The organism is Aestuariivivens marinum (assembly GCF_022662175.1).
Taxonomy (GTDB): Bacteria; Bacteroidota; Bacteroidia; order Flavobacteriales; family Flavobacteriaceae; genus Aestuariivivens; species Aestuariivivens marinum.
In genome coordinates this window covers 72927-98396 of the sequence record NZ_JAKMCR010000004.1, presented here as the reverse complement: position 1 = coordinate 98396, position 25470 = coordinate 72927, and the positions used below count along the sequence as shown (strand labels likewise).

General features: G+C 36.3%; 16 protein-coding genes. All 16 read right to left on the bottom strand.

All coding sequences use genetic code 11. From position 1 onward, the window contains the following. Positions 1–111: 111 nt before the first annotated feature. Positions 112–1185, bottom strand: coding sequence for a mannonate dehydratase (locus tag MR053_RS11190; RefSeq protein WP_242132520.1), 1074 nt, complete (start codon positions 1183–1185; stop codon positions 112–114). Positions 1186–1208: 23 nt separating this feature from the next. Next, a complete protein-coding gene (locus MR053_RS11185; RefSeq protein WP_242132519.1) occupies positions 1209–2261 on the bottom strand; it encodes a lactonase family protein in 1053 nt (350 codons plus the stop codon). 19 nt (positions 2262–2280) lie between these two features. Further along, the gene (locus MR053_RS11180) at positions 2281–3078 is read right to left on the bottom strand and encodes an SDR family NAD(P)-dependent oxidoreductase (protein ID WP_242132518.1); all 798 of its coding nucleotides are present in this window, start codon (positions 3076–3078) and stop codon (positions 2281–2283) included. After that, a complete protein-coding gene (locus MR053_RS11175; RefSeq protein ID WP_242132517.1) occupies positions 3078–3488 on the bottom strand; it encodes a hypothetical protein in 411 nt (136 codons plus the stop codon). The genes MR053_RS11180 and MR053_RS11175 overlap by 1 nt, the downstream gene beginning before the upstream one ends. Position 3489: 1 nt before the next feature. Then, a complete protein-coding gene (locus MR053_RS11170) occupies positions 3490–4833 on the bottom strand; it encodes a sugar porter family MFS transporter (RefSeq protein WP_242132516.1) in 1344 nt (447 codons plus the stop codon). A gap of 12 nt (positions 4834–4845) precedes the next feature. After that, the gene (locus tag MR053_RS11165) at positions 4846–8457 is read right to left on the bottom strand and encodes a glycoside hydrolase family 38 N-terminal domain-containing protein (protein ID WP_242132515.1); all 3612 of its coding nucleotides are present in this window, start codon (positions 8455–8457) and stop codon (positions 4846–4848) included. A 59-nt stretch (positions 8458–8516) separates the two neighbouring features. After that, positions 8517–9533 carry a LacI family DNA-binding transcriptional regulator gene (locus MR053_RS11160; RefSeq protein WP_242132514.1) on the bottom strand — a complete coding sequence of 339 codons (1017 nt, stop codon included), beginning with the start codon at positions 9531–9533 and terminating at the stop codon, positions 8517–8519. A 385-nt stretch (positions 9534–9918) separates the two neighbouring features. Beyond that, positions 9919–12012 (bottom strand): alpha-L-fucosidase, encoded by a 2094-nt coding sequence (locus MR053_RS11155; protein ID WP_242132513.1) that lies wholly within the window; start codon positions 12010–12012, stop codon positions 9919–9921. Between the two features lie 16 nt (positions 12013–12028). Then, the gene (gene fucP / locus MR053_RS11150) at positions 12029–13282 is read right to left on the bottom strand and encodes an L-fucose:H+ symporter permease (RefSeq protein WP_242132512.1); all 1254 of its coding nucleotides are present in this window, start codon (positions 13280–13282) and stop codon (positions 12029–12031) included. 15 nt (positions 13283–13297) lie between these two features. Then, entirely contained in the window at positions 13298–14536 is a 1239-nt protein-coding gene (locus MR053_RS11145; protein WP_242132511.1) for a UxaA family hydrolase, read from the bottom strand. Then, a complete protein-coding gene (locus MR053_RS11140) occupies positions 14511–14801 on the bottom strand; it encodes a UxaA family hydrolase (protein ID WP_242132510.1) in 291 nt (96 codons plus the stop codon). Before MR053_RS11140 ends, MR053_RS11145 begins: the two co-directional genes overlap by 26 nt. Beyond that, complete coding sequence (locus MR053_RS11135; protein ID WP_242132509.1) at positions 14788–15444, bottom strand: RraA family protein; 657 nt, start codon at positions 15442–15444, stop codon at positions 14788–14790. Before MR053_RS11135 ends, MR053_RS11140 begins: the two co-directional genes overlap by 14 nt. A 10-nt stretch (positions 15445–15454) precedes the next feature. Then, positions 15455–17098: a beta-N-acetylhexosaminidase gene (locus tag MR053_RS11130; protein ID WP_242132508.1), complete on the bottom strand. Its 1644-nt coding sequence runs from the start codon at positions 17096–17098 to the stop codon at positions 15455–15457. A 26-nt stretch (positions 17099–17124) separates the two neighbouring features. Further along, complete coding sequence (locus tag MR053_RS11125; protein ID WP_242132507.1) at positions 17125–19542, bottom strand: DUF6259 domain-containing protein; 2418 nt, start codon at positions 19540–19542, stop codon at positions 17125–17127. A 58-nt stretch (positions 19543–19600) separates the two neighbouring features. After that, positions 19601–21895, bottom strand: coding sequence for a glycoside hydrolase family 95 protein (locus MR053_RS11120; RefSeq protein WP_242132506.1), 2295 nt, complete (start codon positions 21893–21895; stop codon positions 19601–19603). A gap of 138 nt (positions 21896–22033) precedes the next feature. Beyond that, positions 22034–25432, bottom strand: coding sequence for a VCBS repeat-containing protein (locus tag MR053_RS11115; protein WP_242132505.1), 3399 nt, complete (start codon positions 25430–25432; stop codon positions 22034–22036). Between the last annotated feature and the right edge of the window lie 38 nt (positions 25433–25470).

Sequence of the window (25470 nt, the reverse complement as noted above, 5' to 3'; positions counted from 1 at the left end):
TCTTTAAATAATAACTTTAATCTATTCTCCTATATATAATCAACAGTTTCATGAAAAACTCTAACCAATATACAACATAGTAGAGTCTGAAATTTTGTAATCCTGCTCTAGCTACTCACTATTAACACTATTTAAAGCCGCTCTCATATAGCCCATCGCATAGGCCATACCTGCATACCAAGGGCCTTCGCAAGTCATTTGCGGTGTATGATCGGGAATCAATACTCCAGTAAAATTGTTCTTTTTTAATATCCTTAGTATCCTTAGCATATCGATATCGCCCTCATCTACAAATACTTCTTTGTAATGGGGTACTTTACCAATAACATTTCTAAAATGAATATAGGCTATCTTATTTTGTTTACTGTAACTATCAGTAGCACTATAAACATCTCCTTCTGTCATTTCTGCTATGGACCCCAGACAAAACTCTAAATTATTACATGTACTAGTTTTCATGTCAATTAACTTTTGGTACATATGGGGTTGATAAACCAATCTGGGAGTGTTTCTTATATAGGGCATGGGCGGATCATCTGGATGTGCCGCCATCTTAACCCCTGCCTCTTCGGCAACGGGAATGATATGATCCAAAAAGTACTGTAAACGTTTCCATAGCTCATCATGATCAATACTGGGCAGTGTTCCCTTTGGAGCATGTCTATTATAAATCATGTTCCATACCATGCCATTTGGTATTGGCGTTTTATCTGGCTCGCCTTCCATACCTACAGATTGGGCATTTCCTCTAGCATATGGTCCAATGGTCCTGCTTGAAACGCCGGCCAAGGAAAAATTATATCCAAATACAGGAATTCCAGCCTTGCCAACAATTCTAATCTGTTCTTTTACCAGTTCCATTTGTGCTTCCTTTTTCGAACCATCCAAAAGAATATCGTGCCATATAGAAGGATCAAAATTTTCAATGGCCTCCAATTCCAAACCATGTGCATTGATCTCTTTTTTTAATTTCAGTAACATTTCCAAAGACCATAATTTACCATCTCCTGCATCACCCCAGCCTTCACTTTCTCCTATTGGCTGATTGGCTTCAGTTTTATTGTTCTTTTCATGACCAAAATAGTCTACCAAGTGGACTACCAAGTGGGTTGCACCACATTGCTTAGCGAATTTGTAATGTGCTTCGTTGAGCATATGGCGATATAGTCCAAAACCTAATTTCATTCGTGTTTTTCTTTAAAATTTCATTAATTTAAAAATGCTACGCATACTGGTGTTTTCATGACTTTGGTTGCAAATTTTTGGGTAAGCGTACCATCTTTTTCTATTAAGTAAACGATGGTATCATGTGAGTCTTGATGGCAGGCTATTAGCCATTTTCCATTAGGGGTTATATTAAATTCCCTAAGCTCTTTTCCTCCTGTATATGTATGACCTATAAGTTGTAATTGTTCATCATTAATCTTAAAAATAGTAATTGTATCGGTCTTTCTATTTCCAACATACAGGTAGCTGTCATTGGGGTGTATTCTTATGGCCGATGCACTGGGTATGCCTTTGTAGTTAGAGGGCAGTGAATTAATAGTATCTATGTGTTGCAGCTTACCATCGCGTAATTCTAAGATTGATACTCCTCCCGTGAGCTCATTGACAACATAAGCAAATTTTCCGTTTTTTGTAAAAACCATATGTCTTGGTCCACCTCCCTTAGTAACATTTACATCAAGCTCAGTTTTGGGCTTTAAATGACCATTATCAAAAACATACGCATTAAGGGTATCAGTTCCTAGATCGCAGGCATAAATTTCTTTTGTTTTGGGCCGAATGGCAACTTGGTGTACATGTGGTGCTTCTTGACGTTCTTTATTGCTACTGGATCCCGAATGCTTATGATTTGTGACACATTCTGAAAGGCGACCCGATTCATCCAACGAAAATTGAAGTAGGTTTCCGGTTTCATAACAGGACACTAAAATATGATCTTCAACTTTTTCTATATGACAGGGAAACCCACCATTTATTGGTAACTCATTACACAAGTCTAGTGAAAAATCGTTCTTAATCCTATAGGCTTTTACTTTAGGAGCTTCTTTTGATGCTACTTCTGTATTACAATATAAAAACTTGTTATGTTTGTCCACAACCAAATAACTGGGATTGACCGTAGATTCTACATGCAACAGTTTAAGCTCTCCTGTTTTATTATTCAATTCAACAGTATAAATACCCTCACCCTTACCTACGATTTCCGGTGAAATTGTTTTTGTATAGCTGCCTATATAGAAAACAAATGAATCCATTTACATATAAATTTTTTTATTATATTTTTCTAGTTGGTCTTGGATCATACTGAATGGTCGATTGCATATACCCACCGTCTATATATATTTCGGTGCCTGTTATATAACTTGCCAGATCTGAACACAAAAAGGCTACTGTTGGCGAAACATCCTTGACTGTTCCAATTCTTCCCTGTGGAATCCAGTTATTAAATTTCTCTACACCAAAATTGGCAATTTCCTTACGGTTCATCTCGGTTTCAATGGCTCCAGGAGCTACCGATAAAACTCTAATATTATGTTCTGCAAGTTCTAAAGCCAGGCTTTTGGTAAACATTTTTAAACCACTTTTGGCAACACAATAATGGGTAAATCCTTTTCGGGGAACGGTATCATGTATGGAAGTAATATTTATGATGACGCCTCCGCCTTTTTTTTCCATACGCCTACCAGCCTGTTGAGCACACAAAAAAGCGCCTTTTAGGTTTACATGATTTACCCTGTCCCATTCTTTCTCATCTAAATCCAGTATATGGTGGCAGGTCTCTGTACCAGCATTGTTGATTAAAACATCTATACTTCCCAAGTGCTCGTCCATAAGTTGAAACATCGCTTGGACCTCTTTAGCATTTGCAACGTCTGCTTTACCACTAAAGACTTTTACCTCATATTGGTCTTTAATTTGTAAAGCCAATTGTTCGGCTTTTTCCTTATTGTTGTTGTAGTTTATAAAAATATCTGCTCCGCATGAGGCCAATTCTCTACAGATCTCAGCTCCTATCCCTTGTGAACCTCCTGTAATTAAGGCTTTTTTTCCTTTTAAATTTATAACACTCATTATAATTCCTTTAGTTTATCTATTTCATATCTCAAATCGGATATCTGTTTTTTAGTCAAATAAAAATATTCAACATCATTTAAATGGGTATTTGACTTTTCAACAATCAACACCTTACTTCCTTTTTCCATGGCAATATTATGCCATAACCCTTTTGGAATGTTATAAGTTACTTGAGGAAGCATTATATGAGCTGAAAAACTTAATTTATCATCTTTATTTAATACAATAAGTGTTGCTTTGCCTTCCAACAAGATAAATGCTTCATCAGTTAGTCTATGCACTTCTACTTTATCAATTTTATCAATATGCTGGGTAGCTATATAATTGAGCTGTGCTACTTGCCACCCATCATCAACCAGAAATGGGGTAAATCCTTTTTCACAAATGTTATACGATTCCAAACCCATTTTATTCTATATCTGTCTTAAATAATTCTTTTTCAATTTGCTCTAAGGACTTTCCTTTGGTTTCTATAAGATACTTTTTATAAAAGAAATAACTTATTAAGGTAGCAACGGTGTAAAATGCGAAAATATATCCAGCTCCAGTACTACCAGAAAACGCACCTACAATTATTGGGAATAAAAACGAGGTTAACCCATTAAAAAACCAATGCGAAAAAGTTCCTATCGCCACGCCCCTAGATCTAATGTTATTGGGAAACATTTCGGAAAACAAAACCCATATAACGGCACCTTGAGAAGCCGCAAAAAAGGCCACAAAACCTATGAGACATACCACCAGAACAACACTCATTTCGGCTTTTAAAAAGAAAAAAGTAAAAATTCCCAAGAACAAGGTCATCCCTATGGACCCTATAAGTAAAAGTCTTTTTCTTCCTATCCTGTCAATGAGCTGCATGGCAATAAGGGTAAAAATCAAATTGGTTAAGCCTATTAGTACGGTCTGACCAATGGCAGACTCTGTTGAAAAACCGGCCATCCTAAATATATCGGTGGCATAATACATAACAATGTTTATACCTGTAAACTGATTAAACATACCTACAAGAATTCCAATAACGACCAGCTTAAAGTAAGGTTTTCTCCAAAGGGTTTTACTTGCATCAATAGCATCTGCCTTAATAGACTCCTTTATTTCATTATAGGTTACTTGTACATCCTCTTCATTGCCAACACTTTTCAGTACAAGTATGGCTTCATTATGTCTCTCCTTTGCAATTAACCAGCGTGGGCTTCTTGATACAAAGAACAGCAGAATTAGAAAAAGTAAGGCTGGAATACTTTCGGAGGCAAACATCCATCGCCAGTTGTTCTTACCTATATCCAACAGTAAATAATCTGCAAAAAAAGCAACCAAAATACCTAGGACTATTGATAATTGAAAGGTTATTGTCAATCTTCCCCTATATTTTGGCGGTGCTATTTCAGTAATATACATAGGAGACAGTACAGAGGCTCCTCCAATGGCAATACCCCCAAGCAATCTATAAATTACAAAGGCGTTTAAACTATTGGCCAATCCAGAACCCAATGCAGAAACCAAAAAAAACAGGGCCATGATACGAAGCATATTTCGCCTTCCAAACTGATCCCCCAGTTTCCCAATAAAAAAGGCTCCTAAAATACAGCCTATTAATGCCGAGCTAACTGCCCACCCCTGCATAGAGGGGGTTAATTGAAAATGCGCTGTAAAAAAAGGTAGTGCCCCATTGATTACCGCAGTATCGTATCCAAATAACAATCCGCCCAATGCGGCTACAAACGTGTAAAAAAAGATTTTTCTCTTCATATGATGTGTTGGTTAGTGGTTTTCGGCTTTAAAGCTAAAGGTTTCAATACTGTATTTTGGAACTTTTAATCCAGATATCGGTACCGGATTTTCTTCAATAATATTAGTATGCTTATAGTTTCCAATATTAAAAAACGATTTTAATCCTACTGATGTTTCTTCTCCTTGCGCATCGTACATTCTAATGACCAGTTCGTCTGTATCTTCTGCCTTTTTAATGGTTGTGACGATAACATTATCCGCATCGATGTTAAAGAAACTTAGGTGTTCCGGGAGTGTGGCATGAACCGATTTATCTGGATTGATTACAATACGTATGGGGTCGTTATTTTGTTTGGCAATGCGCTCTCCGGTATTTTCTCCTGCTTTGTTGGAGGTTAATATGTTCTGGAAGGTATGGTTTCCTTCTTGTGAATATTCATTTCCTTCCCAGTGGCAAGAGGTTCTACTGGCCAACAATACATGTTGTAATAATGTATTAGATTTATTTTCCGTTGTTGGGTCTATCCAATCTATTGCTGCTACAGAAGAACTTAATGTTACTGTCATTTCATCATCCGAAGCCGAGAACCAATCCATTATAGCTCTTGGGTGTACATCTTTACAGAGCGCTGTATAACGATCGCCCGCCGTATGGATTTCATCTTTGCCTACTTTAACGGTACCAAAAGGAACTTCATGGGCTATCTGAGCTTTATCTATTGCTACGGGAAAAGCTGTTCTAAACTCCCTATACAGCACGCCCTCCCAATTTAATAGTTTGGTTTTAAAAAGCACCCTTTTTAAGGTATGGTAAACGGTTACTTCTTGTTGCACCTTAGCATACAAAATAGGTTGTTCCAGCTTGTATGTAGTATACACATCTCCATCTTCAATAATGTTCCATTGTGGGTTGTGGGCACTTACTTTATCAAAATCCTGCATAAAAGGTTGCTGGATATCTCCAAATTCACCTGCTCCATTTCCGTTGGAATACAACGTAAATACCTCACCACCCTTTAATCCATCTGTTCTTAAAAGGTTTCGGTTTAACTCCTTATCATAAATTTGGGAAATGCCTCCAGCTCCAAAGGTAATTTTATAGGTATTGTTTTCGTATACCGATTTAAAATCCTTGTTCTGTTTTGCTTTCAACGGTTGTTGTAATGGTTCAACATAATAGGTTTTATAGCCTATGGATGGTATATCTTTGGCTATAAAAACCACATCGGCACTTTTAAGGCTTTTGTCATCGTAATACTCGATATTGGATAACTGAGAGGGGATGATTTCCTTTTTAGCGGTAATGATATTTAGTGCTTTTGCTTTTCCTTTCTGAAAGTTCAAATTCACTTTTACGGGATCGGTACGCTGCCATGACAGGCTATTAAACAATACTATAGGAACACCCAAATGTTCTTTGGTCTTTATACGCCCTGCAATGAAATCGATTCCTGTGTTTAATAGTTGTGTTCCCAGTTTCTCAGATTTTACCAATTGTGCCTTAAATAAGTCGTCGGTAATATCACCATCATGCCCTCCCCAACCATGATCCGGATATATTTTAGCCTGCCATGCTTCATCAAGCTCCTTAAATGGGTAGGGAACTTTTTGTGGATCTATGGTGTTTGCTACAGCTAGAAATTTTTCGGCTGCCGGTAGAATTTTGGACGCTTTTCTACTGGCTGAAATAGCTTCATGGTGGGCCGGGCCATGAATATAGACCCACACATTGGGACGTTCCCCCTTAATGGTTTTAATTTGGGTTGCATTTGCACTTGACAAAGGCATAAATTCATCAGAGGTCATTAACTCCATTTTCGGAAAATAAACCGGTATTTCCTTTTCCTTTTCATCTTTAATATTTTTGGTGCTATTCCATGCCTCAATAAAATCAGTGTAATCTATTGCAGGAATCATATCGTAACTGGACAATAAGGGTGCAATGGTATTCTTTTTAGAGTAATATTGGCTCCAATAGGCTACTTGTTCGGCACCATATTTTATCTTGTTGCTCAATGCTTTGGAAAGCTGTACATAGTCATCGCCATAATGGCCCGGAGAATAAGTGAATACTGAACTGCCATCGGGGCTTTCCCAATTAAACAGTCCTTTGGCATGGCGGCTAATAACCATGTAATCGACACCTGCCTTCTTTAGTATTTGTGGAAATTGTAGCGTTTTGCCAGGCACATCAACATTCCAATATACCTTTGAATCATAACCCCCAAAAGTCTTTTTTACCCATCGTTTACCCAAATAAAATTGACGCACTAAGTCTTCTGCATCGTACATATCCTCATAGGGACAATTATAGGATGCACCTACCGATAAAAGCTTTTTATTTAACAAGGCCGTTATCTTATCTTTTGAATCTGGATGCCTTGAAATGTACTCTCTAAGCATTAAGCCATCTTCGATATCAAACCCATAATCACCTCTAACAAAGGCATCCCTTATAACCGGCGTTAGCAATAGGGTATCCCTAAGGATAATACAAACTTCAGGTCTATCCATCCAAGCTATGTCCTGATGACTGGAGTTCATTAGGGACACCGTACCATTCTCATACTTTTGATCAAAAAAATTGGAATAGGACGCGAACATTGATGGCTTATAAAGCTTGACTATACTGAGATTGAAATTTTCGGTATTTTGAATGTTATAGTGGTAAAAATATTTGCCCACAACATCCGATAATACAAATGGTTCCTTTTTATCTTTTAATGCTATTGTAAAGCTCTCATTACCATAGAACAACTTAAAGTTTTCTTTAGGTCCTATAATATTTATAGTAGCTTTTGCCAGACCACCTTGTTCCTTGAATGCTATTTTTTCACTTTCTCTACCATCACAATCCACAGAGATCAATTTATCTACAAAATGTGCTGGTGCGTCAATATGGAGAACACCATTATTTTCTTTAATACTAAAAGCCACTTCATTTAGAGCAGATATTTTTAGTTGTTCAACCACATCTTTCACCTTAAAAATCATAAACCAGGACCGACTTCCCTTTCTGTGACCATTAACTTTTATCCGTGCTTCTTTTCCCCTACCTACCAATGTTGTTGGTACAGTTAATCTAAATGCACCAACCCCATCGTTATTTGCATCTCTCTTCATTAAAATATATTCTGGTCCCACATTTAAGGGATTGCTTAATATCTTAAGGGTACCGTCTTCATTGGCAATAAATGTTACAGCTAACTCATCATTTATAAATAGGTCGAAAGGCTCTCTAATGTTCAAATCGATGTTAGAGTAAAAGAGATATGAGACTGAATCACTATGGTAATCTTCCGGTATTTTATTTGTTATTATTTCAAAGAATAACTTCCCATCTGAAGCCCTCGATATTAAAGCTTTGGTCACATCTTCCCGAATGGACTGATAGGTATAATCCCTACCATAAACCTTTTCTTTGTAACCTTCTATATCATTTTTAGTGGTTGTATAGAGTTTAAATCTTTCGTTGATTTCTTGTATGTGATTATGACCGCCGCCACCATGGAATAGTTCTATTTTTTCCGGGACATCCAAAATGCTAGGTGTTTTTTCAATTGCACTAGACAAAGCACAAACAAATTGTAGCATCAAAAACCCTATTGATTTAAAATAAAATCGTAATCTTAATATTGACATAGTTAATCCATTTTTATATTTATAATTTCCCAAATACAGTTTAACACTAATTAAAATAATTAATTCGATCCACAAGATTTTCTTATAATCATTTCTGTTTCCAGAACATTTACTTTTTGTTCCATGATCAATTTGTTTTCAATACTATTTATCAAAACCTCAGCAGCTTGTTTCGCCATTTGCTTAACCGGTTGGATTATAGACGTAATTGGAGGGTCTAGTAAATCAAAAGCACTCATTTCATCAAAACTTACAACAGCTATATCTTTAGGAATATTGATTTTGTTCTTTTTTAACTCTCTTAGTCCCAAAGCAGTAAGATAATGTGTTGAAAAAATAAGGGCATCTACTGTGTTTGTCCCATTTATCAAATCATGAATAGCAGCCTCCATTTCTTGATTGTATCTAATTTGATCCAATTCCTTAACCATACTAAACTCCATATTATTTTGTTTTAAGGTGTCCAGATATCCCTTCTTTCTAAGTTTCAGGACTTCTAATTTAGAGTCCAGTGTAACGAAGCCAATTTTATGTCTTCCCAATTCAATCAAATGTCTAGTTGCCTTTTTTACTCCCCCAAAATTATCAGAAATAATACTATAGGTATCAATTTCAGGATAATGCCGGTCTATTAAAACGAAGGGAAAATTATTTTTTTTTAACAGTTCAATTTCATTATGATTTTGTTGGGTCGATGCTATAATTAGGCCATCAACTTGCCTATTTAACATAGTGCGTATAAGCTTACCTTCATCTTTAGGATTTTCATTCGAACTACTAAATACTACTGTATAGCCCATTTCCTTTGTTCTCTCTTCTATTTGCTGCGCAATAACTGCATAATGTGAATCAGCAATATTAGGAACAATTAAACCGAGCGTCTCTGTTTTACCCCTACTTAAACCTCGAGCTAAATGGTTCGGACTATAATTGTTTCTTTTAGCATAATCAAAAATCTTTTTTTGGGTAATTGTGCTGATCTTTGCCTCATCTCCCTTATTGTTCAAGACAAGGGAAACGGTTGTTTTCGACAGCCCTAAGTGTTTTGCAATATCTTTTAAAAAAATTGTTTTCAAAATAATTACCTAAACCGGTTTAGTTATTTGGTAACACAAGTTACAATAAATTTATGTTTAAAATATAAAAAATGTTGCAATATCAAATGCAGCTAAAATGTTTCTAACAATTACTATCTAACGCTTTAAGCGAAACAAATTACCAATTATTGATTTTTAAGTCTTAGAATTTACAATGTATAAAGGTTTTGGAAACCTATAACTACAGACTAATGAACAAACGTTTGGAAATGAACACTCATGGCAACAGGATTGAAATATGTCTTTTGAAAAAAGACATGCAGTATTTACAAAGTATTATAGAATAAATAGTAGGAATGATTTGTATACCCTTCCTGAGAAAGGTATGTACACCATAGAAGATATACTCAAAAATGTGGATAAATTAATCAACCATAACCCCTAACTCAGCTAATATTGCATAATTAGCATCAAAGACCTTAACTGCTTTAAACTTTATAAACTTCGCTTTTATAATAGTATCTAGACTCACAACTTGTTCTATCGGGTTGTTTATTATATTTGAGAATTCTCCAGCTTTTGCCAACTTCCAGTTTTCACCATCTAAACTCGTATAAAACTTATAATGTGTTATGATACCATTCTTCATTTCGGTTTGGCGTGGTAAAACACTAAAACTTTTTAAATTTAAAATCTTTCCAAAATCAATTACGATATCCTTATTTTTATCTTGTTCATGGGATTGCCAAAACGTTTGTTTATTATCATCAATAAGTTTAGTGGCTTCTCTATTTTTTTCTGAAGAACTAGCCTCCATAATTTTCCATAGGTTTTTACTATGGGTAAAGGTTGACGTCGTGGTTTCACTACTTTCCCCTTTATAAAAAACCTTTGATTTTATTGTTCCACCCTTTTCAAAAGGTATTTCATTCTCATAAATAGCTGATTGTTCAGTTGGTTCACTACCATCTAATGTAAATCTAATGAGTCCGTTACTTGTTATTTTAATATTTCCAGTAGCGGTTCTATGTATTATTGGAGGCGCTAATTGTACGGGTTCTAAATGCACCGATATTTCTGTTAATGTTGGACAAACAGGGGCTTCGGTAATTCTAATTCTTATTTTATTAGTGATTTGCAGCCCACCTTTCCATAGTCTTCTATTACCAATAGACTCTCCTTTAGCAAATTCTTTCCAAGAATTATCCTCCCATTTATCTATAGCCCACCCCCAAATACGCTGACCTAATGGAATGTATTCGCGTAAATTAATTACGTTGAATTCTGTTTCCTTAGGAAATTCTACTATGAGATTCGATACCGTAATATCATCATCTGTAGTCCAATATGTTTGTTGATTTTTATCCAACAGATTATCTGTACTATATCGCGATGAATTTCCACGAACATTACTTGCTTTAATACTGGCTCCTTGAGCTAAATCCTTTGAAAAAGTAGCATCAATTATTTCTTTAAACTTAGTCAATGAAGCTACGTCATTCTCATGTACCAAGCCTCTTCTATCTGGTGGTAAATTCAATATTAAATTAGTACCATGTCCTATACTTTCATAATATAATTTGACCAATCGTTCTGGAGATTTCACCTTATCATCTTCATGTTTATGGTAAAACCAGCCGGGGCGAATTGAAGTATTAGTCTCAGCAGGTATCCAAAAATCACCTTCCCTATGTCCATTTAATGCTTCTAAATACATGGTTTCCCCTATTCCAGGTTTATTGCCATTTCTTCCATGGGGTGTATAACGATGCCAGCATGGGTCTCCTGAATATCCAGCTTCGGTACCAACCCATCTGACTCCTGGTCCTAAATCAGAAAAAATAACTGCGTTAGGCTGCAATTCATGAACTAGTTTAAAGGTGTTCTCCCAATCGTAATACGATAATCTATCTATTTTACGTTCCTCGTTAGCTCCGCCATAATATCCAGAACCTCCATTAGCCCCATCAAACCACACTTCAAAAACATCACCGTAGTTTGTTAGCAATTCTGTTAATTGCGTTCTAAATATTTTTATATACTCTTGGGTTCCATAGGTTGCTGTATTTCTATCCCATGGTGACAAGTACATCCCTACTTTTAGCCCATGTTTTCTACACGCATCAACAATTTCCTTAACAATATCTCCTTTCCCGTCCTTATACGGTGACTTTGTAATATTATGTTCAGTTGTTTTGGTAGGCCACAGACAAAATCCATCATGATGCTTTGCTGTTAAAATCAACCCTTTCATACCTGCATTTTTACTCGAAAGCACTATTTGCTCTGCGTCAAACGCCGTAGGATTAAATAATTCGGGAGATTCATCCCCAAAGCCCCATTCCTTATCTGTGAAAGTATTAATGGTTAAATGTATAAATGCATAAAACTCAATATCGTGCCATGCCAATTGGCTTTCAGTTGGAAGTGGTCCAAAAGGTACTGGAGGTTCAACTACTTCTGTTTTGCAACTAAGTAGTATTATTAGCCCTATTGTAACTAATCCTTTTATTTTCATTGTTTTTACTAATGTTTTAGTTTACATTTTTCCTTAAAAGAATTAATCCGTAAAATAGAATAAAGGAGAAAGATATTAATGGAACAAAATAAGAGTAACTGATGCTTTGCAACCCATCCGAAACCAATCCCTGAAGAGGTGTTAGAACAGCTCCTCCTACTATGGCCATAACCAAACCAGAACTTGCTATTTTGGTATCATCCTTCAGACCATTGATAGCCAACCCAAAAATGGTTGGATACATTAACGACATACATGCAGAAATTAAGACCAATGAATATACCCCTATAGTGCCCTTTATAAAAATAACGCTTGCTGTGGCTATCATCGCCACAAAAGCTAGTATCACCAACAATTTTTTTGGTTGTATAAATTGCATCAGCCAAGTGCATATAAATCTTGAAAACATAAATAATACAATGGACGCTAAATAATAGTTAGAAGCGTCTTGCTCGTTTAAATTAAACTCTTGCATAACATACCTAATGGTAAAAGACCATACCCCAATTTGTGCTCCGCAATAAAAAAATTGAGCAACAATACCCATCAGGTAATTTTTATTTTTTAATAATCTTTTTACTTTAGGAAGTACATTAAAATCCTGAGCGTCATCTGATGCAACTGGCATCTTTACAAAGTAAATAATAACCCATAAAGTAACTAAAAGCAATGCTACAATAACGTAAGGTCCCATAACCGCATTTAATTCTTCAAGTTGTATGGCCTCCAAATCAACCTTGTTCATTTGCTCACGTTCAGCTGCAGTAGCCATATTTAAGTGAGACAGAATAAATATTTTCCCTATAATTATTCCTAATATAGACCCAATAGGATTAAAGGATTGGGCCAAATTTAAACGCCTTGTAGCTGTTTCTTCCGGTCCCATGGCAATAATATACGGATTGGCAGTAGTTTCTAAAATAGCCAATCCGCCTGCCAAAACAAACAATGCTATCAGAAAATGAGCATATTGCATGCTTATACTTGCTGGATAAAACAACATGGCCCCTCCAATAAACAACCCTAAACCCAATAAAACACCAGACTTATAAGTAAATCTTTTTATATATAACGCTGCTGGGATGGCCAAACAAAAGTAAGACCCGTAGAATGCCGTTTGTATCCAAGAGGTTTGAAAATCGGTCATACTCATAATCCGCTTAAATGCAGCCAAAAGTGTATCGGTCATGTTATTGAACAAGCCCCATACCAAGAATAAGCTCGTTATTAAAATGAAAGGGAGTCTAGAAAATTTTCTGGTTGTATGCATATTATAAGGTTATATTTAGCCTACTAGGCAATTAGGTCCAATGGGTTCAAATGTTTTATAGGTGATTACTGATTCTTGATGACCTAATCGTTCAGAAGCAGTTGGTATGCCTGAAGCAGTTTGTAAAACTTTGCTGTAAATTTCCTGAGAAACTTCCTCTAACGTAGCATTAGAAGAAATTACTTTCCCCGCATTAATATCCATATCATCAGACATACGCTTGTAGGTATCTGGGTTACCGCATATTTTTATTACTGGAGAAATAGCCGAGCCTACAACTGAACCACGACCTGTAGTAAAAAGAATAATATGACAACCTGATGCTATCAACTCAGTTATTTCAACATTATCATTAATATTAGGAAAACCGAATCTGGGCTCTCCATCCGGAACAATATCCATTAAAAAAAGTCCTGGTTTATTAGGTAAATCCCCTGGTTTTATCAATCCAGAAATCATCGCACTTCCACTTTTTGCATAGGCTCCCAATGACTTTTCTTCTATGGTGGTCAAACCTCCATCGGCATTACCGGGAGCAAAACTACCATAGCCCATTACAGTGTAATATCTAGCTGCTTTGTTCAATGCTTTTTGAAGTTCTTCGGCCAATAAAGGGGTTTCTGCACGATTTATGATATCTTCAAAACAACCTATCATTTCGCCTGTTTCTTCAAAAATAACCGTGCTGTTATTTTCAACAAACTTGTCGAAAGCCAACCCTACCGATGGATTGGCAGCAATACCACTGGTGGCATCTGAGCCACCACAAATTGTTCCTATTATCAAGTCTTCAACCGATAGCTTTACCTGTTTTGTTTTCTTTAAGGACATAACCGTTTGCTGAATCCATTCCTGTCCACTGGCAATAGTTTTGGATGTACCTCCACTATTTTGAATGACCAGTGTTTTAACAGGTCTGCCAGATTCATCGATTGCCTCAGCAAGTTTTCTTCTATTAAAACTTTCACAACCTAGGGATACCAATAACACCCCGCCCACATTGGGATGTGTACAGAGTTGTTTCATTACTTTTGCAGCATAGGTATTTGGATAACATCCACCAAATCCAATCACCTGAACATGATCATCCCTAAAAGGTCTTGCTATTTCTGATGCTACATGGTGCGCACACTCTACCAAATACGCTACCAATATAACGTTTCGTATGCCCTTTCTACCATCCTTTCGTTGGTATCCTTTTAATTCCATTTCTTTACTAATGTTATCGTCAACTTTCTCTTGTATGCGTATCAATAAAATCACTTTTCATATTATGAAGGTGAACATGTTCACCCGCCATAATATCTTGTGTTGCACTCCCAATAGACATATTGAACTTGATTATTTTTTCACCTTTAGCAATAGCCCTGGCTGCAATTTTATGGCCCAAGGTAATGGGTGTTGTAACCCTATAATTCTCTCCATTATATGTAAGCGTATCGCCGACGTCCACATTTTTGGTTAACACAAAAACATTATCGTTATCGGAAAGCTTTATAAACTGATTAGAATTTTCCATATTTCAAATAAGCCTCTTGCGGATCTACGCCTTCCATAATTGCTTTTCTAACCAAACTTTCAGTTCTTAGGACTTCCTCGGTTTTAAGAACAACTTCTTCTACTAAATCTTGGGGTATAACAACTACACCATCCCTATCTGCCATAACATAGTCCCCTGTCTGTATTTGAACTTCTCCAATACGAATAGGTTCTCCATAACCATAGGCTTTCCATCTACCTACCACATCAACAGGTGTATAATATTTACAGAAGACCTTAAAACCTATGTTTTTAATGAATGCCGAATCTCTACATCCACCATCCACAATATAACCGCGTACACCTCTTAGTTGTAGTGTTTCAGACGATAACTCACCCATATGTGACAGAGTATCGTCGTTAGGTTGACATATTACCACACTGCCTTTAGGCGCTTTTGAAAGCAAGCCGGTCCAGTTCAATAGAGTTTCATGTGGGTCGTAACTCGCATCATGTTTTCCGCTAACCGTGTATATAGGTCCTGCTAATTTTTTATCTATATCCAATGGTCGGATATTATTTGGTAAGGTTTGGTTGGGATAGCCCATTGCTCTTAATACATCGTAAACTGCACCAGAATAACATTTTTCCAGCCTGTTTGACAAATCATCATTTATGTTCATATCTCGTTTTTTAAAAATTATTTAAATAAAATTCATCGTTTGCCAACTCTTTTGGCTCTCTAAAATTAATGTCTTTTCTTTCCAAGATCTGTAGATTCCTTTTAAGCCTAGATTTAAAATCATTCCAGCCTCTATTATTCATTTGGGTCCAACCCGCTTCAGATAAGGCCATAGCTCTTGGAAAGGTCATATAAAATGCTCTATCAATATCTTTAACATATTCGCCCCAAATGGTAGCTTCAACCCCTATAATATGGGCCTGTTTTTCTTGTGGCAAACCATAACCCGGATCGAGTTTGTACACCTGCTCTAATGGCAAATAAGCCATCCAATCGCATGTTTCCTCTCCCTTGGCTTGTGGGTAATCAAAATAAGCATGTTCTCCCGGCGAGCAAATAAGTTTATACCCCATTTCCCTAGATTTTTCAATAGTTTTTGGGGTTAAACCACCACGCCAAGTATACATGGTACTGGTCTCTGGATAAAACGGAACATCCAATTCATACCAAATTTGTGGGGTCTTACCATGTTTGGCCAACGTATCGCTTATCCGTTCAAAAAAGTAGCTCATAAGATGTTGAGGACTTTCTAAGTTATTATCCTTAATCCTTTTTTGACATTTGGAACATGCTTTCCAATGATCCAATGGTGCCTCATCTCCACCTATATGAAACTTCTCTGCAGTAAAAATAGGTGCTAATTCTTTATACACGTTGCCATAAAATTCAAACACCTTGTCGTTACCCGCACATAGCAAATTTTTAGACACCCCCGGTGTAGTTCGTACTTCAAATTCATCTGGGAAGCAGGTTAACTCAGGGTAGGCTACAAGCATTGCCTGACTATGTCCTGGAACATCTATTTCTGGAATAACTTCTATAAATCGTTCTTTGGCATAGGCTACAATATCTTTTAACTCGTCCTGCGTATAATAGCCCCCATGTGGCACACCATCGCCATCCGTCTCTTTTCTTACTGTCGCCAACTCCATTAACTTGGGATATTTTTTAATTTCTATACGCCATCCTTGATCATCTGAAAGGTGCAGGTGCAGGGTATTGAATTTATACATGGCAATAGCATCAATATATTTTTTTACATCCTTAGCGGGCAGAAAATGTCTTGCAGGATCAAGCATCATTCCTCTATAGGGTAATCGTGGAGCATCTTTAATCTCTAAACAAGTAATTTCTATAGCTTCATTGACTTTTTCAAAAGGTAACAGTTGCCTAAACGTTTGAATAGCATAAAATAAACCTTTAACCGTGGTAGCTGAAAGTAAAATCTTCTTTGTGTTTATTTCTATTTTATATGACTCTTCTGTTGTCAGGGATTCATTATCTTCTAATGGACTTATTACTATCCCTTTTTTAGGAATCTTATCATAAGATTCTAATGGTAATTTCAAACCTGTATGATTAAAAATCACTTCATTAACTACATCGGCTTGTTTTTTTAATTCTTCATTAGATTCAGGATAATAAATAACGGTGCTCTCATCCATTACAAACTTTTCTGCGTAAGTTTTAACAGCATTTGGTTGAGGAATTAAATTAAGCTTTACATCGTTAGTCGTAAGGGAGGTCTCCTTTTCTACACAAGCAAACAAAAGACATCCTACAACAACCAAAAGGATTTTTTTAAAAAATTTCATTTTATTTTTCATTTATATATTCATTATTATTCTACAACTTCAAACCATCTTTTCACTTTCATACAATCACCAGAAACACTATAGTGATAATTTCCATTTAGAGTTGTATCATCTTTATGGATAGTAAATGTTTTAACATTATCGACCACTTTATTGGTAACCTCAAACCCTGGGGCATTCAAATAAATACTATCTAAACTATGGCTTGTTTTTTCATTGTTCCATGGCGCAAAAAGAGACACTTCAATTACTAAACTCTCATTTTCATTATCAATTTTATTTTTTTGTACAATAACAGGTAAGGGGTCGCAACTTGCTAAAGGGAAAAAAACCGCAGAAACAGCAGATTGTAATGAGATATAAACTCCTTCATCCTTTCTTACAATAGGCACTTCTCTCATTTCTAATGTTTCAATGTTGAATTCATAGGCGCTATTAATCGCTTCTGGTAATTCAGGTAATTTTATCCTGACCTCAGGGGAAGATAATGGCGTAGCATCAATATGTCCACCTGTTAACACCCAATAATCTTTCGATTTCCATACATGCCCCATCCATTTTGGGTCATTTTCGGCAATGGGATCCCATTCAGTCACATCGCCATAGGTTACCGCTTCTGAAAATGTTGGGTGTAATTCGTGCCATTTTAAGTCTACCACAAAATTTTCGTCATAATCATCGGGTTTTTCTACCCCTACATTTCCCCATGCCCAGTTGTTTCGCCTACTTTCGGTTTTACTCATAATCGCTCCGGTGATAGCTGCCTCAGACGAACTGGCGTGATAAGATAACGGCACATAGTTGGGCATGGCCACTTTCATGGCATCAATCTCATTTCCGGGGCAGTCCATAATCAATGCTCCGTTAGTACTTTCATTGAAATAGTCCATATAAAACTCTGTAGAAAGAAAGAGTTCTGGGTTTATCTTATCGGTGGCTTCGCGAATACGCTTTAAGCAATCACGCATCCATGTATTGGCGTTAAAGGGACTTTCGTGTTTATGTGCTTCATTAAAACATGGCCGAAACGGAAAACCAAATTCATCTAACCTAATTTCATCCACCCCAGCTTCTGCCAGCATAGCACAAATTCTAATTAAATTATCCTGCCAGGGCTTATAACCTGGACAGTTGAACGCGCCGTATATTTCTTTACCTTTTCTATAATCCATAACCGGTTTACCATTTCTGTTCTTAATGGCAAATTGTTCCCAATTCCCTTCAAAAATAGGACTCGTTGTTCTTGCACCATAGGCAGCTACATACATACCTACTCTTCTACCATAAGTGTGGCATACTTCAACACCTTTTTTAAAGGCTTCCATTCCTCCTAAATCTGTTCTATAGTCTATAAATCCTGAAGACATCCATGGCCCATAGGTATCTGGCCAAATATTAACCCCTTCATTCCACATGGCTATTTCCATACAGTCGTTTATATTATTTCCAAAAATGGGGCTACTGAACAAGCTGTGTAATTGTTGAAATGATGTAAATGAATTTGAAATAGAATCTTGTTTGTTTTTTTCAACAGTTTCTTTTGTTGGAAACCATGTACTTGAACGTGTTGAGACCTCTTCTTTATACCATTCTGGGATATTTCGGGTCTGCACATTATTCTCAAACCAATGGCTATAAGCTTTTGCCGCTGTTCTCCAATTTCCTTTATATACTAAAAACCGAGCAGATGGCCAGGCATTTGTTTTGCTTGGCTCAAGCACCTTTTTATCAAAATATAAAGATGACATGCCACCTTCTGGAAATGTAGATAAGACTTTATTACTAAAATCTTTATCCATAGTTATAAAAGCAAGGCCTTGTTTTCCTTCAGTTTCATAAACCGTTTGCCATTGCATGGATACATCTTTCCCATAGACACCTCCTAAAGGTCTTTCCCATGCTTTAGCTCCTGGATATCCCCTATCCCACATATTAACTGCCAAATTTGTACTCTTGTCTTTACCTATACATATTCCAGTGAGGTATGGAAAGGCAAGGTAGCCTGAGAAGGATTCTTTGCCTGTATTTGTTACTGCTATATTGGCATCAAAATTATCAGCATCCTTAAAAAGCTCTAACTGAAGCTTAATTTGAACATTTAGTTTTTCGAATAGGTAATTTAAAACAAGTACATTGGATACTTCCTTTTTAATTATTTCAAAAGTATCAAGCTTACAGGTACTGGGATCTATAATAACACCTCCATAATCATTATTCTGTGCTCCCGCTTTTAACCTAGGCATTGCTGTGGCATTCACAAAAAACCTAAAAATATTACCCCCATTTGGTGTTTTAATATAGTTGTCGTTTGTGTTCTTATTAGTCACGGACACCAACTGTCCGCTTTGTTTATTGAAAACTACAGACAACGATTTATTCTGTAAGCCAATAAAATTTTCATCATCAATAACGGCTTCATTTGAATACAAATTAGAACAAGCCATTAAGAAAAAGATTATTAATGGTAAGATGACTATTTTAGCGTTGTTCAATATAAAACGACTATTTATCAAGTACTAAATGTATTTTCTGGTTTTCTGAAGTGCTTACATTAATAATGTCATCTTCAAGCACATATTCTGCATCAATGCTAAACTTAGAATCTCCAAATGGATTCTTTATTTTTAGATCTCCTCCTTTATCTGAAACTATCTGCACTTGGGTTATTTGGCCATGTTCTTTTTTAGCCGAAACTAAGAATGCCCCTTGTGTTCGTAACGTTTCAAAGCTAACATTATCCCATCCATTAGGAATGGCAGGAAATAGTTGTATAGTACCCGTATGACTTTGAATTAACATGTCTTGAACCGCCGAAGCGAACGCAAAGTTCCCTTCTAAAGTAAACGGACGGTATTTAAACTTAGAATACCCTTTATTATACTGTTCTCCATTGACGTGAAAGGAGTTTGGGAGGCAAAAATTTTCGGCAAATATTCTTAGGGTATTGGCTGCTGCTTCTCCATCAAAAGCGCGAGCCTGTAAATTGGCCAACCAACTAAAAGAATACCCAGTCCAATAATCCGAGCCTGTTTCTGTTAAATGGTTAATGGTATTGTCCACTATGGTTTTATGGTCTTCACCATTAGAATAATCGATTAAACCATAAGGATGAAAAGCCATTAAGTGTGAAAAATGACGATGGGATTCTTCATAACGATGCTCTGGTGCCAACATTAAGCCCTCTGTTTCATGAATGGCGAAAGAAGGCCATTCTTGCAATAAATCGTTCCATCTTTTCGCATCTTCTTCCTTTCCAAGTTCCAAAGCCAATTCAGCCGCTTTTTCATAAGTCCAACGTATAGCTGCCAAATCAAAATTAGTCGTTTCCCCAAACCAGGCTTCTCTGTTATTATTGTGAATTTCTGGACTGGCGCTAATGGGTAGTTTTCGTAAACCATTTTCGCCATTTACTGAAATATCCTCAAAGAATATGGCCACCTCACTAATCCATGGGTAGGCCTTGTTTTTCAAAAAGTCCCTATCCATACTGTAACGCCAATGTAAGTAAAAATGTTGCCCTAACCATCCTGAAACTGTAGGTCCAAAAGCATATTGAATCCAGCCTCCCATAGGTTCACCCGTTAAAGTACTAACACCGGGGACTGCCAAACCTTCAGCCTCATAATAATCCTTGGTATATGTTTTAAAATTATCCTGGTATTTAAGTAACCATTCTAAATATCCTATTTCTAAATCCAGATGGTTTCCTGAATATGCAGGCCAATAACTTAATTGGGTATTCAAATCATGATGATAGTCCCCTTTCCATGGCGGTAGTTTACCATTATCGGCTGTCCAAACCGCTTGTAAGGATATTGGTGGTGCACCATTGCGCGCTGCCGATCCAAATTTATACTGTTCCAAGTGCCATTGTTTTTCTATAACGGGATCTGGAATATTGATGGCGGATTTTGACCAAAAATGAGCCCACCAATCTTTATGGGAACTAAAGTCTGATTGGTACCCTCTTTGCAATGCTTTCTCTACAAGGTCTACTGCATTTAAGTTGGTCTCCCATTCTGGATAGCGTGCCGTTATACTCCAACAGCCTTCCATATCGTTACCATTATGCTGCCACTTTACACTAACATTATAGTTAAAACCTCCCCAACCTTCTTGTGTGTAGCTAATCTCTTTTTCACTTTCACTGACTTGACCTTCGGGATATCCTAACCTACGTAAGTCTTGCCCTGTTACTGGGGAATCCTCTTTACTTTCTCCTTCTATATTATAAGCTGGAGGAATAAGAACTGGTTTAAATCCTTCTGGAACATTTTTAAACCTGAACCAGCCAACTTGTTCTGAGCCATGTACAAATGCTTCAAACGCTGTTCCATTAGTCCAAAACACCTTACTAACAGCATCGGTAATGGACAGCCTAGTTGAGTCTACATCACCTAAAGTTTCAATATTGAATTCAAGTCCAGCACCTGGAATTTTGGAAGGTGCCGGTGATTTATCGTAAGGCACATCAAACTTATCCTGGACAGCCTTATAATTATCCTTTTTCCATTGGTCGTAAACCCAGGAATATTTATACTCGGGGGTATTTAAATTTTCCATGGGACGTAAATCCCATAGGTTCACATTGTCTAAAGACAGTCTTAGACGCCCCTCTTTTTCCCAAATTAATGCACCTATAACACCATTTCCCAACGGGATGCCCTCATCCCAGCTCTTGGCTAAAGTGGTGGATATTAAATCATGGTCGCCAAATGTAATGGATAACTCATTCTGTTTTTGGGTACAAGACACCACTAAAAACAAGCCCCATATACATATTAAGTATTTCATCATTTTTTATTTATAGTTAAGCTTCAAAATAAAATATTTTGTAACTGAAATCCCTCTCAAATATTTGTAGTAAACGATACTTTTTTTGCTTTATTAGTATTTCGTCTTTTAGAACTACAAATATTTTATTATGTAAAACAATTATTTATTACTAATAACTATTGGGGTATTATTGTTAATGGCAAAGATGTAGCTCGATTTATTACTTATATTTATTTTTTTAATATGCCTAACTTCACCTACAGAATAAATTCCACTTTCATAAGGCATTAAAGTTTTAAAATTACCCTTACCGTCGCCTTGCATATATAGGCCATATGAAGCATCATTCCTTGGTGTTTCTACTTCGGCATTATATAAATTACCAGCTGCAATTATATCTAGGTTGCCATCACCATTAAAATCTTCTATTACCATATCGTTGATCGATGATATTTGAGCGAGATTTTCAAACACATGAGCTACAAATTTTCCATCTCCTGTATTCTCAAAGTAGGTAGAAGCAAATGTTTGTACCCCATAACTTATGGCTTGTTCTAAATTAGTTTCACCATATACATCAATTAAAGAGGCCTTACCAAATTCATCATATGTTTTAAACTTCTTTTTAATAAATGGCATTTGCTGAGATGAACATTGTCTTCCTCTTAATGGAAATAAATCATCACCCTGGTAATATCCTAAAACGATATCTAAAGTTCCCGTTTCATCAAAATCATTGGCATAAATCTTAAAGGGTTTATCATTAGTAGCTTTATATTTGTAGTTTAAACCTAAGTTTCCTGCCAATAAGTCTAAATCACCATCGGCATCAACATCTGCCACCTTTATGGTATTCCACCAACCTGTTGTTTCTTTAAGCCCTGAATCTTCTGTTTTGTCTACAAACGTATTTCTGAGATTATAGAACACTCTAACCTGCATCCATTCCCCAACAATTATTAAATCTTGTAGTCCATCGTTATTTAAGTCGGCATTAATGACATCTGTAACCATTCCAATATTAATAAGTTCGGGACATACCTCGTTTGTAATGTCTGTAAACGCAATCTCTCCCTTGTTACTATCGTTTCTCAATAAAACACTACTTGTTGGTTTAGGGTATTCTCCTGGTGTTTGCCTACCTCCAATAAATAAATCTAGATCACCATCATTATCATAATCAAAAGGTCTAACACAAGCACCACTTATATTAAATGCAGGTATACTTTTATTTTGTTTTGAGAATGCTCCATTGTTATTTACATAAAAATTATCGTTATAATAATTGCTTTCCAACTCTTTTTCATTTCCTCCGCTAACCACATATAAATCCAGGTCACCATCGTTATCGGCATCAAAAAATACCGCATCTGTATCTTCATGCTTTGCCTGATTTAAAAATGTTTCCTCCTGTACTGCAACAAATTTACTTTCCTCAGTTTGTTTATACAGCATGGATTTTTGTCCCAAAGCGGCTCCAAAATACACGTCCTCCAACCCATCACCATTAAAATCACCTACGGCTATTGCAGGCCCTTGTTGGGACATTTTATGAGGTATTAAGGATTCCCTTTTAAAATCATCGAAATCGTTTTCCTGATGCTTATAATCCAATCCCAACTGTTCAGTTCCCAATTCAAAGAATAAACCATCCTTTGTTGTAGCATCCGATACCTCTGATTTACTTGCATTAGTATAATTTAACACAATGGTTTGATTGGATTCTACCTGCTCAAGTATTTGTTGTTTGCCATCTGGCCAAGTCACTTGAACTGTATCTAATACTTTAGCTTTTCCTATACCAAAATGTAAACCTGAGGCAATGGATGATTGAAATCCACGTGTTAAATAATGCTCTCTTGTTTGGATATTTTGTCCTGCCTGCACTTTTACCCTTACCCCGATGCCTTTAGTGTTTTCTGGGCCTCCTTTAAAATCAACCTTTAAATAGTTACCCAATTCCAGTTCAGCCGCATGATTTTTATAAACCAGCGAAACATCATCGGCATTATTGACTACAATATCCAGGTCTCCATCATTATCTAAATCACCATAAGCTGCACCATTGGAACTTGTTAATATATCTGAAACCCAAATATCACTTTTATCGGTAAAGGATAAATTGCCGTTGTTCTTAAAGAAGTAATTCTGTTTTTTTCGTGCAGGCATTTCATCTAAAACACTATTAATAAAAGCATCACGATCTTCGGGTTTAATTTTATCCTTTCTTGTTTTTTGTTTAATAACAAAATCGTTATTCCTAAAATCTTTCTTTATACCATTTGAAACAAAAATATCCTGTTGCCCATCGTTGTCCATATCAAAAATTAAAGGCCCCCAGCTCCAATCTGTACTTGCTACCCCGGCCAATTGTGCTACATCCGAAAATACAGGTATATTATCTTTTAATATGCCATTATTAATTTGTAATGCATTATACATATACTGATGGTGGAGTCCCAATTCTACTACATCGTAAAATTTCTGGGTATTCATGGCGCTCATACTGGTTTTAATGGTATAATTATCGACCGCCATCATATCTAAAGACATAAAGTCCATCCAACCATCATTATTAATATCTGCCATATCGGTACCCATGGAATAAAAAGATACGTGTGCTGTGGAGGTATTAGCTATATCGGTAAATGTGCCATTTTTATTATTTAAATAAAGAAAATCCTTGCCTTCGTAATCATTGGCCACATATACATCGGGCCAGCCATCATTATTAACATCTCCAATGGAGACTCCTAAGCCATAAGACAGCCTATTGATGTTAGTTATTCCAGCCATTTCGGTGACATCAAAAAACTTTCCATTTCTATTTTGAAATAACCTATCACCAGTAAGCACCCCTTTGGTTTTAATCATTTTATCTGTTTCACTATACTTTAAAGGGGATGTATAATGATTTATCAAAAACATATCGAGATCGCCATCTAGATCATAATCAAAAAAAGCAGCCTGTGTAGAACACATATCAACAGCCAAGTTGTATTGAGCAGCCTGCTCTTTAAATGTTGGTATACCATGTTGGTTTGGGCCTTGGTTTACCCATAATTCGTTTTGTCGTTTGGTAGGATCATCATATTTTCCAGATTTGGAGATATAAAAATCCATAAGTCCATCATTATTGATATCCACATTAGTTACTCCTGTTCTAAACCCTTTAGATTCGAACATTCCTGAAGCTTCTGTGATATCTTTAAATTTTAAATTGCCTTCGTTAAGGTAAAGATGGTTTTTACGCAGATTGGATATAAAAAGTAAATCTAAAAGACCATCGTTATTTATATCTGCAATGGATACCCCTGCGCCATTGTAATAATATTCATAAAAAAATCCATTCATATCAGGGGTTTCCGTTAGGCTGTTAACGAATTTAATACCTGTTTCAAATGGATTGAGCATTTTAAACAAAGGTTGATCAGCCATATCCGGCAAATGCTTCCCTGTTTCATTCGGTTCATTTAAATTTTGCTTATTAATTTCCTTTTTACATGAATAAACCAAAGCCAAACATAAGGTTGAAATTAAGATTAAATATATTCTCATAAAATAAATAAATTAAATATGGTAGGACTAAAAAGCCC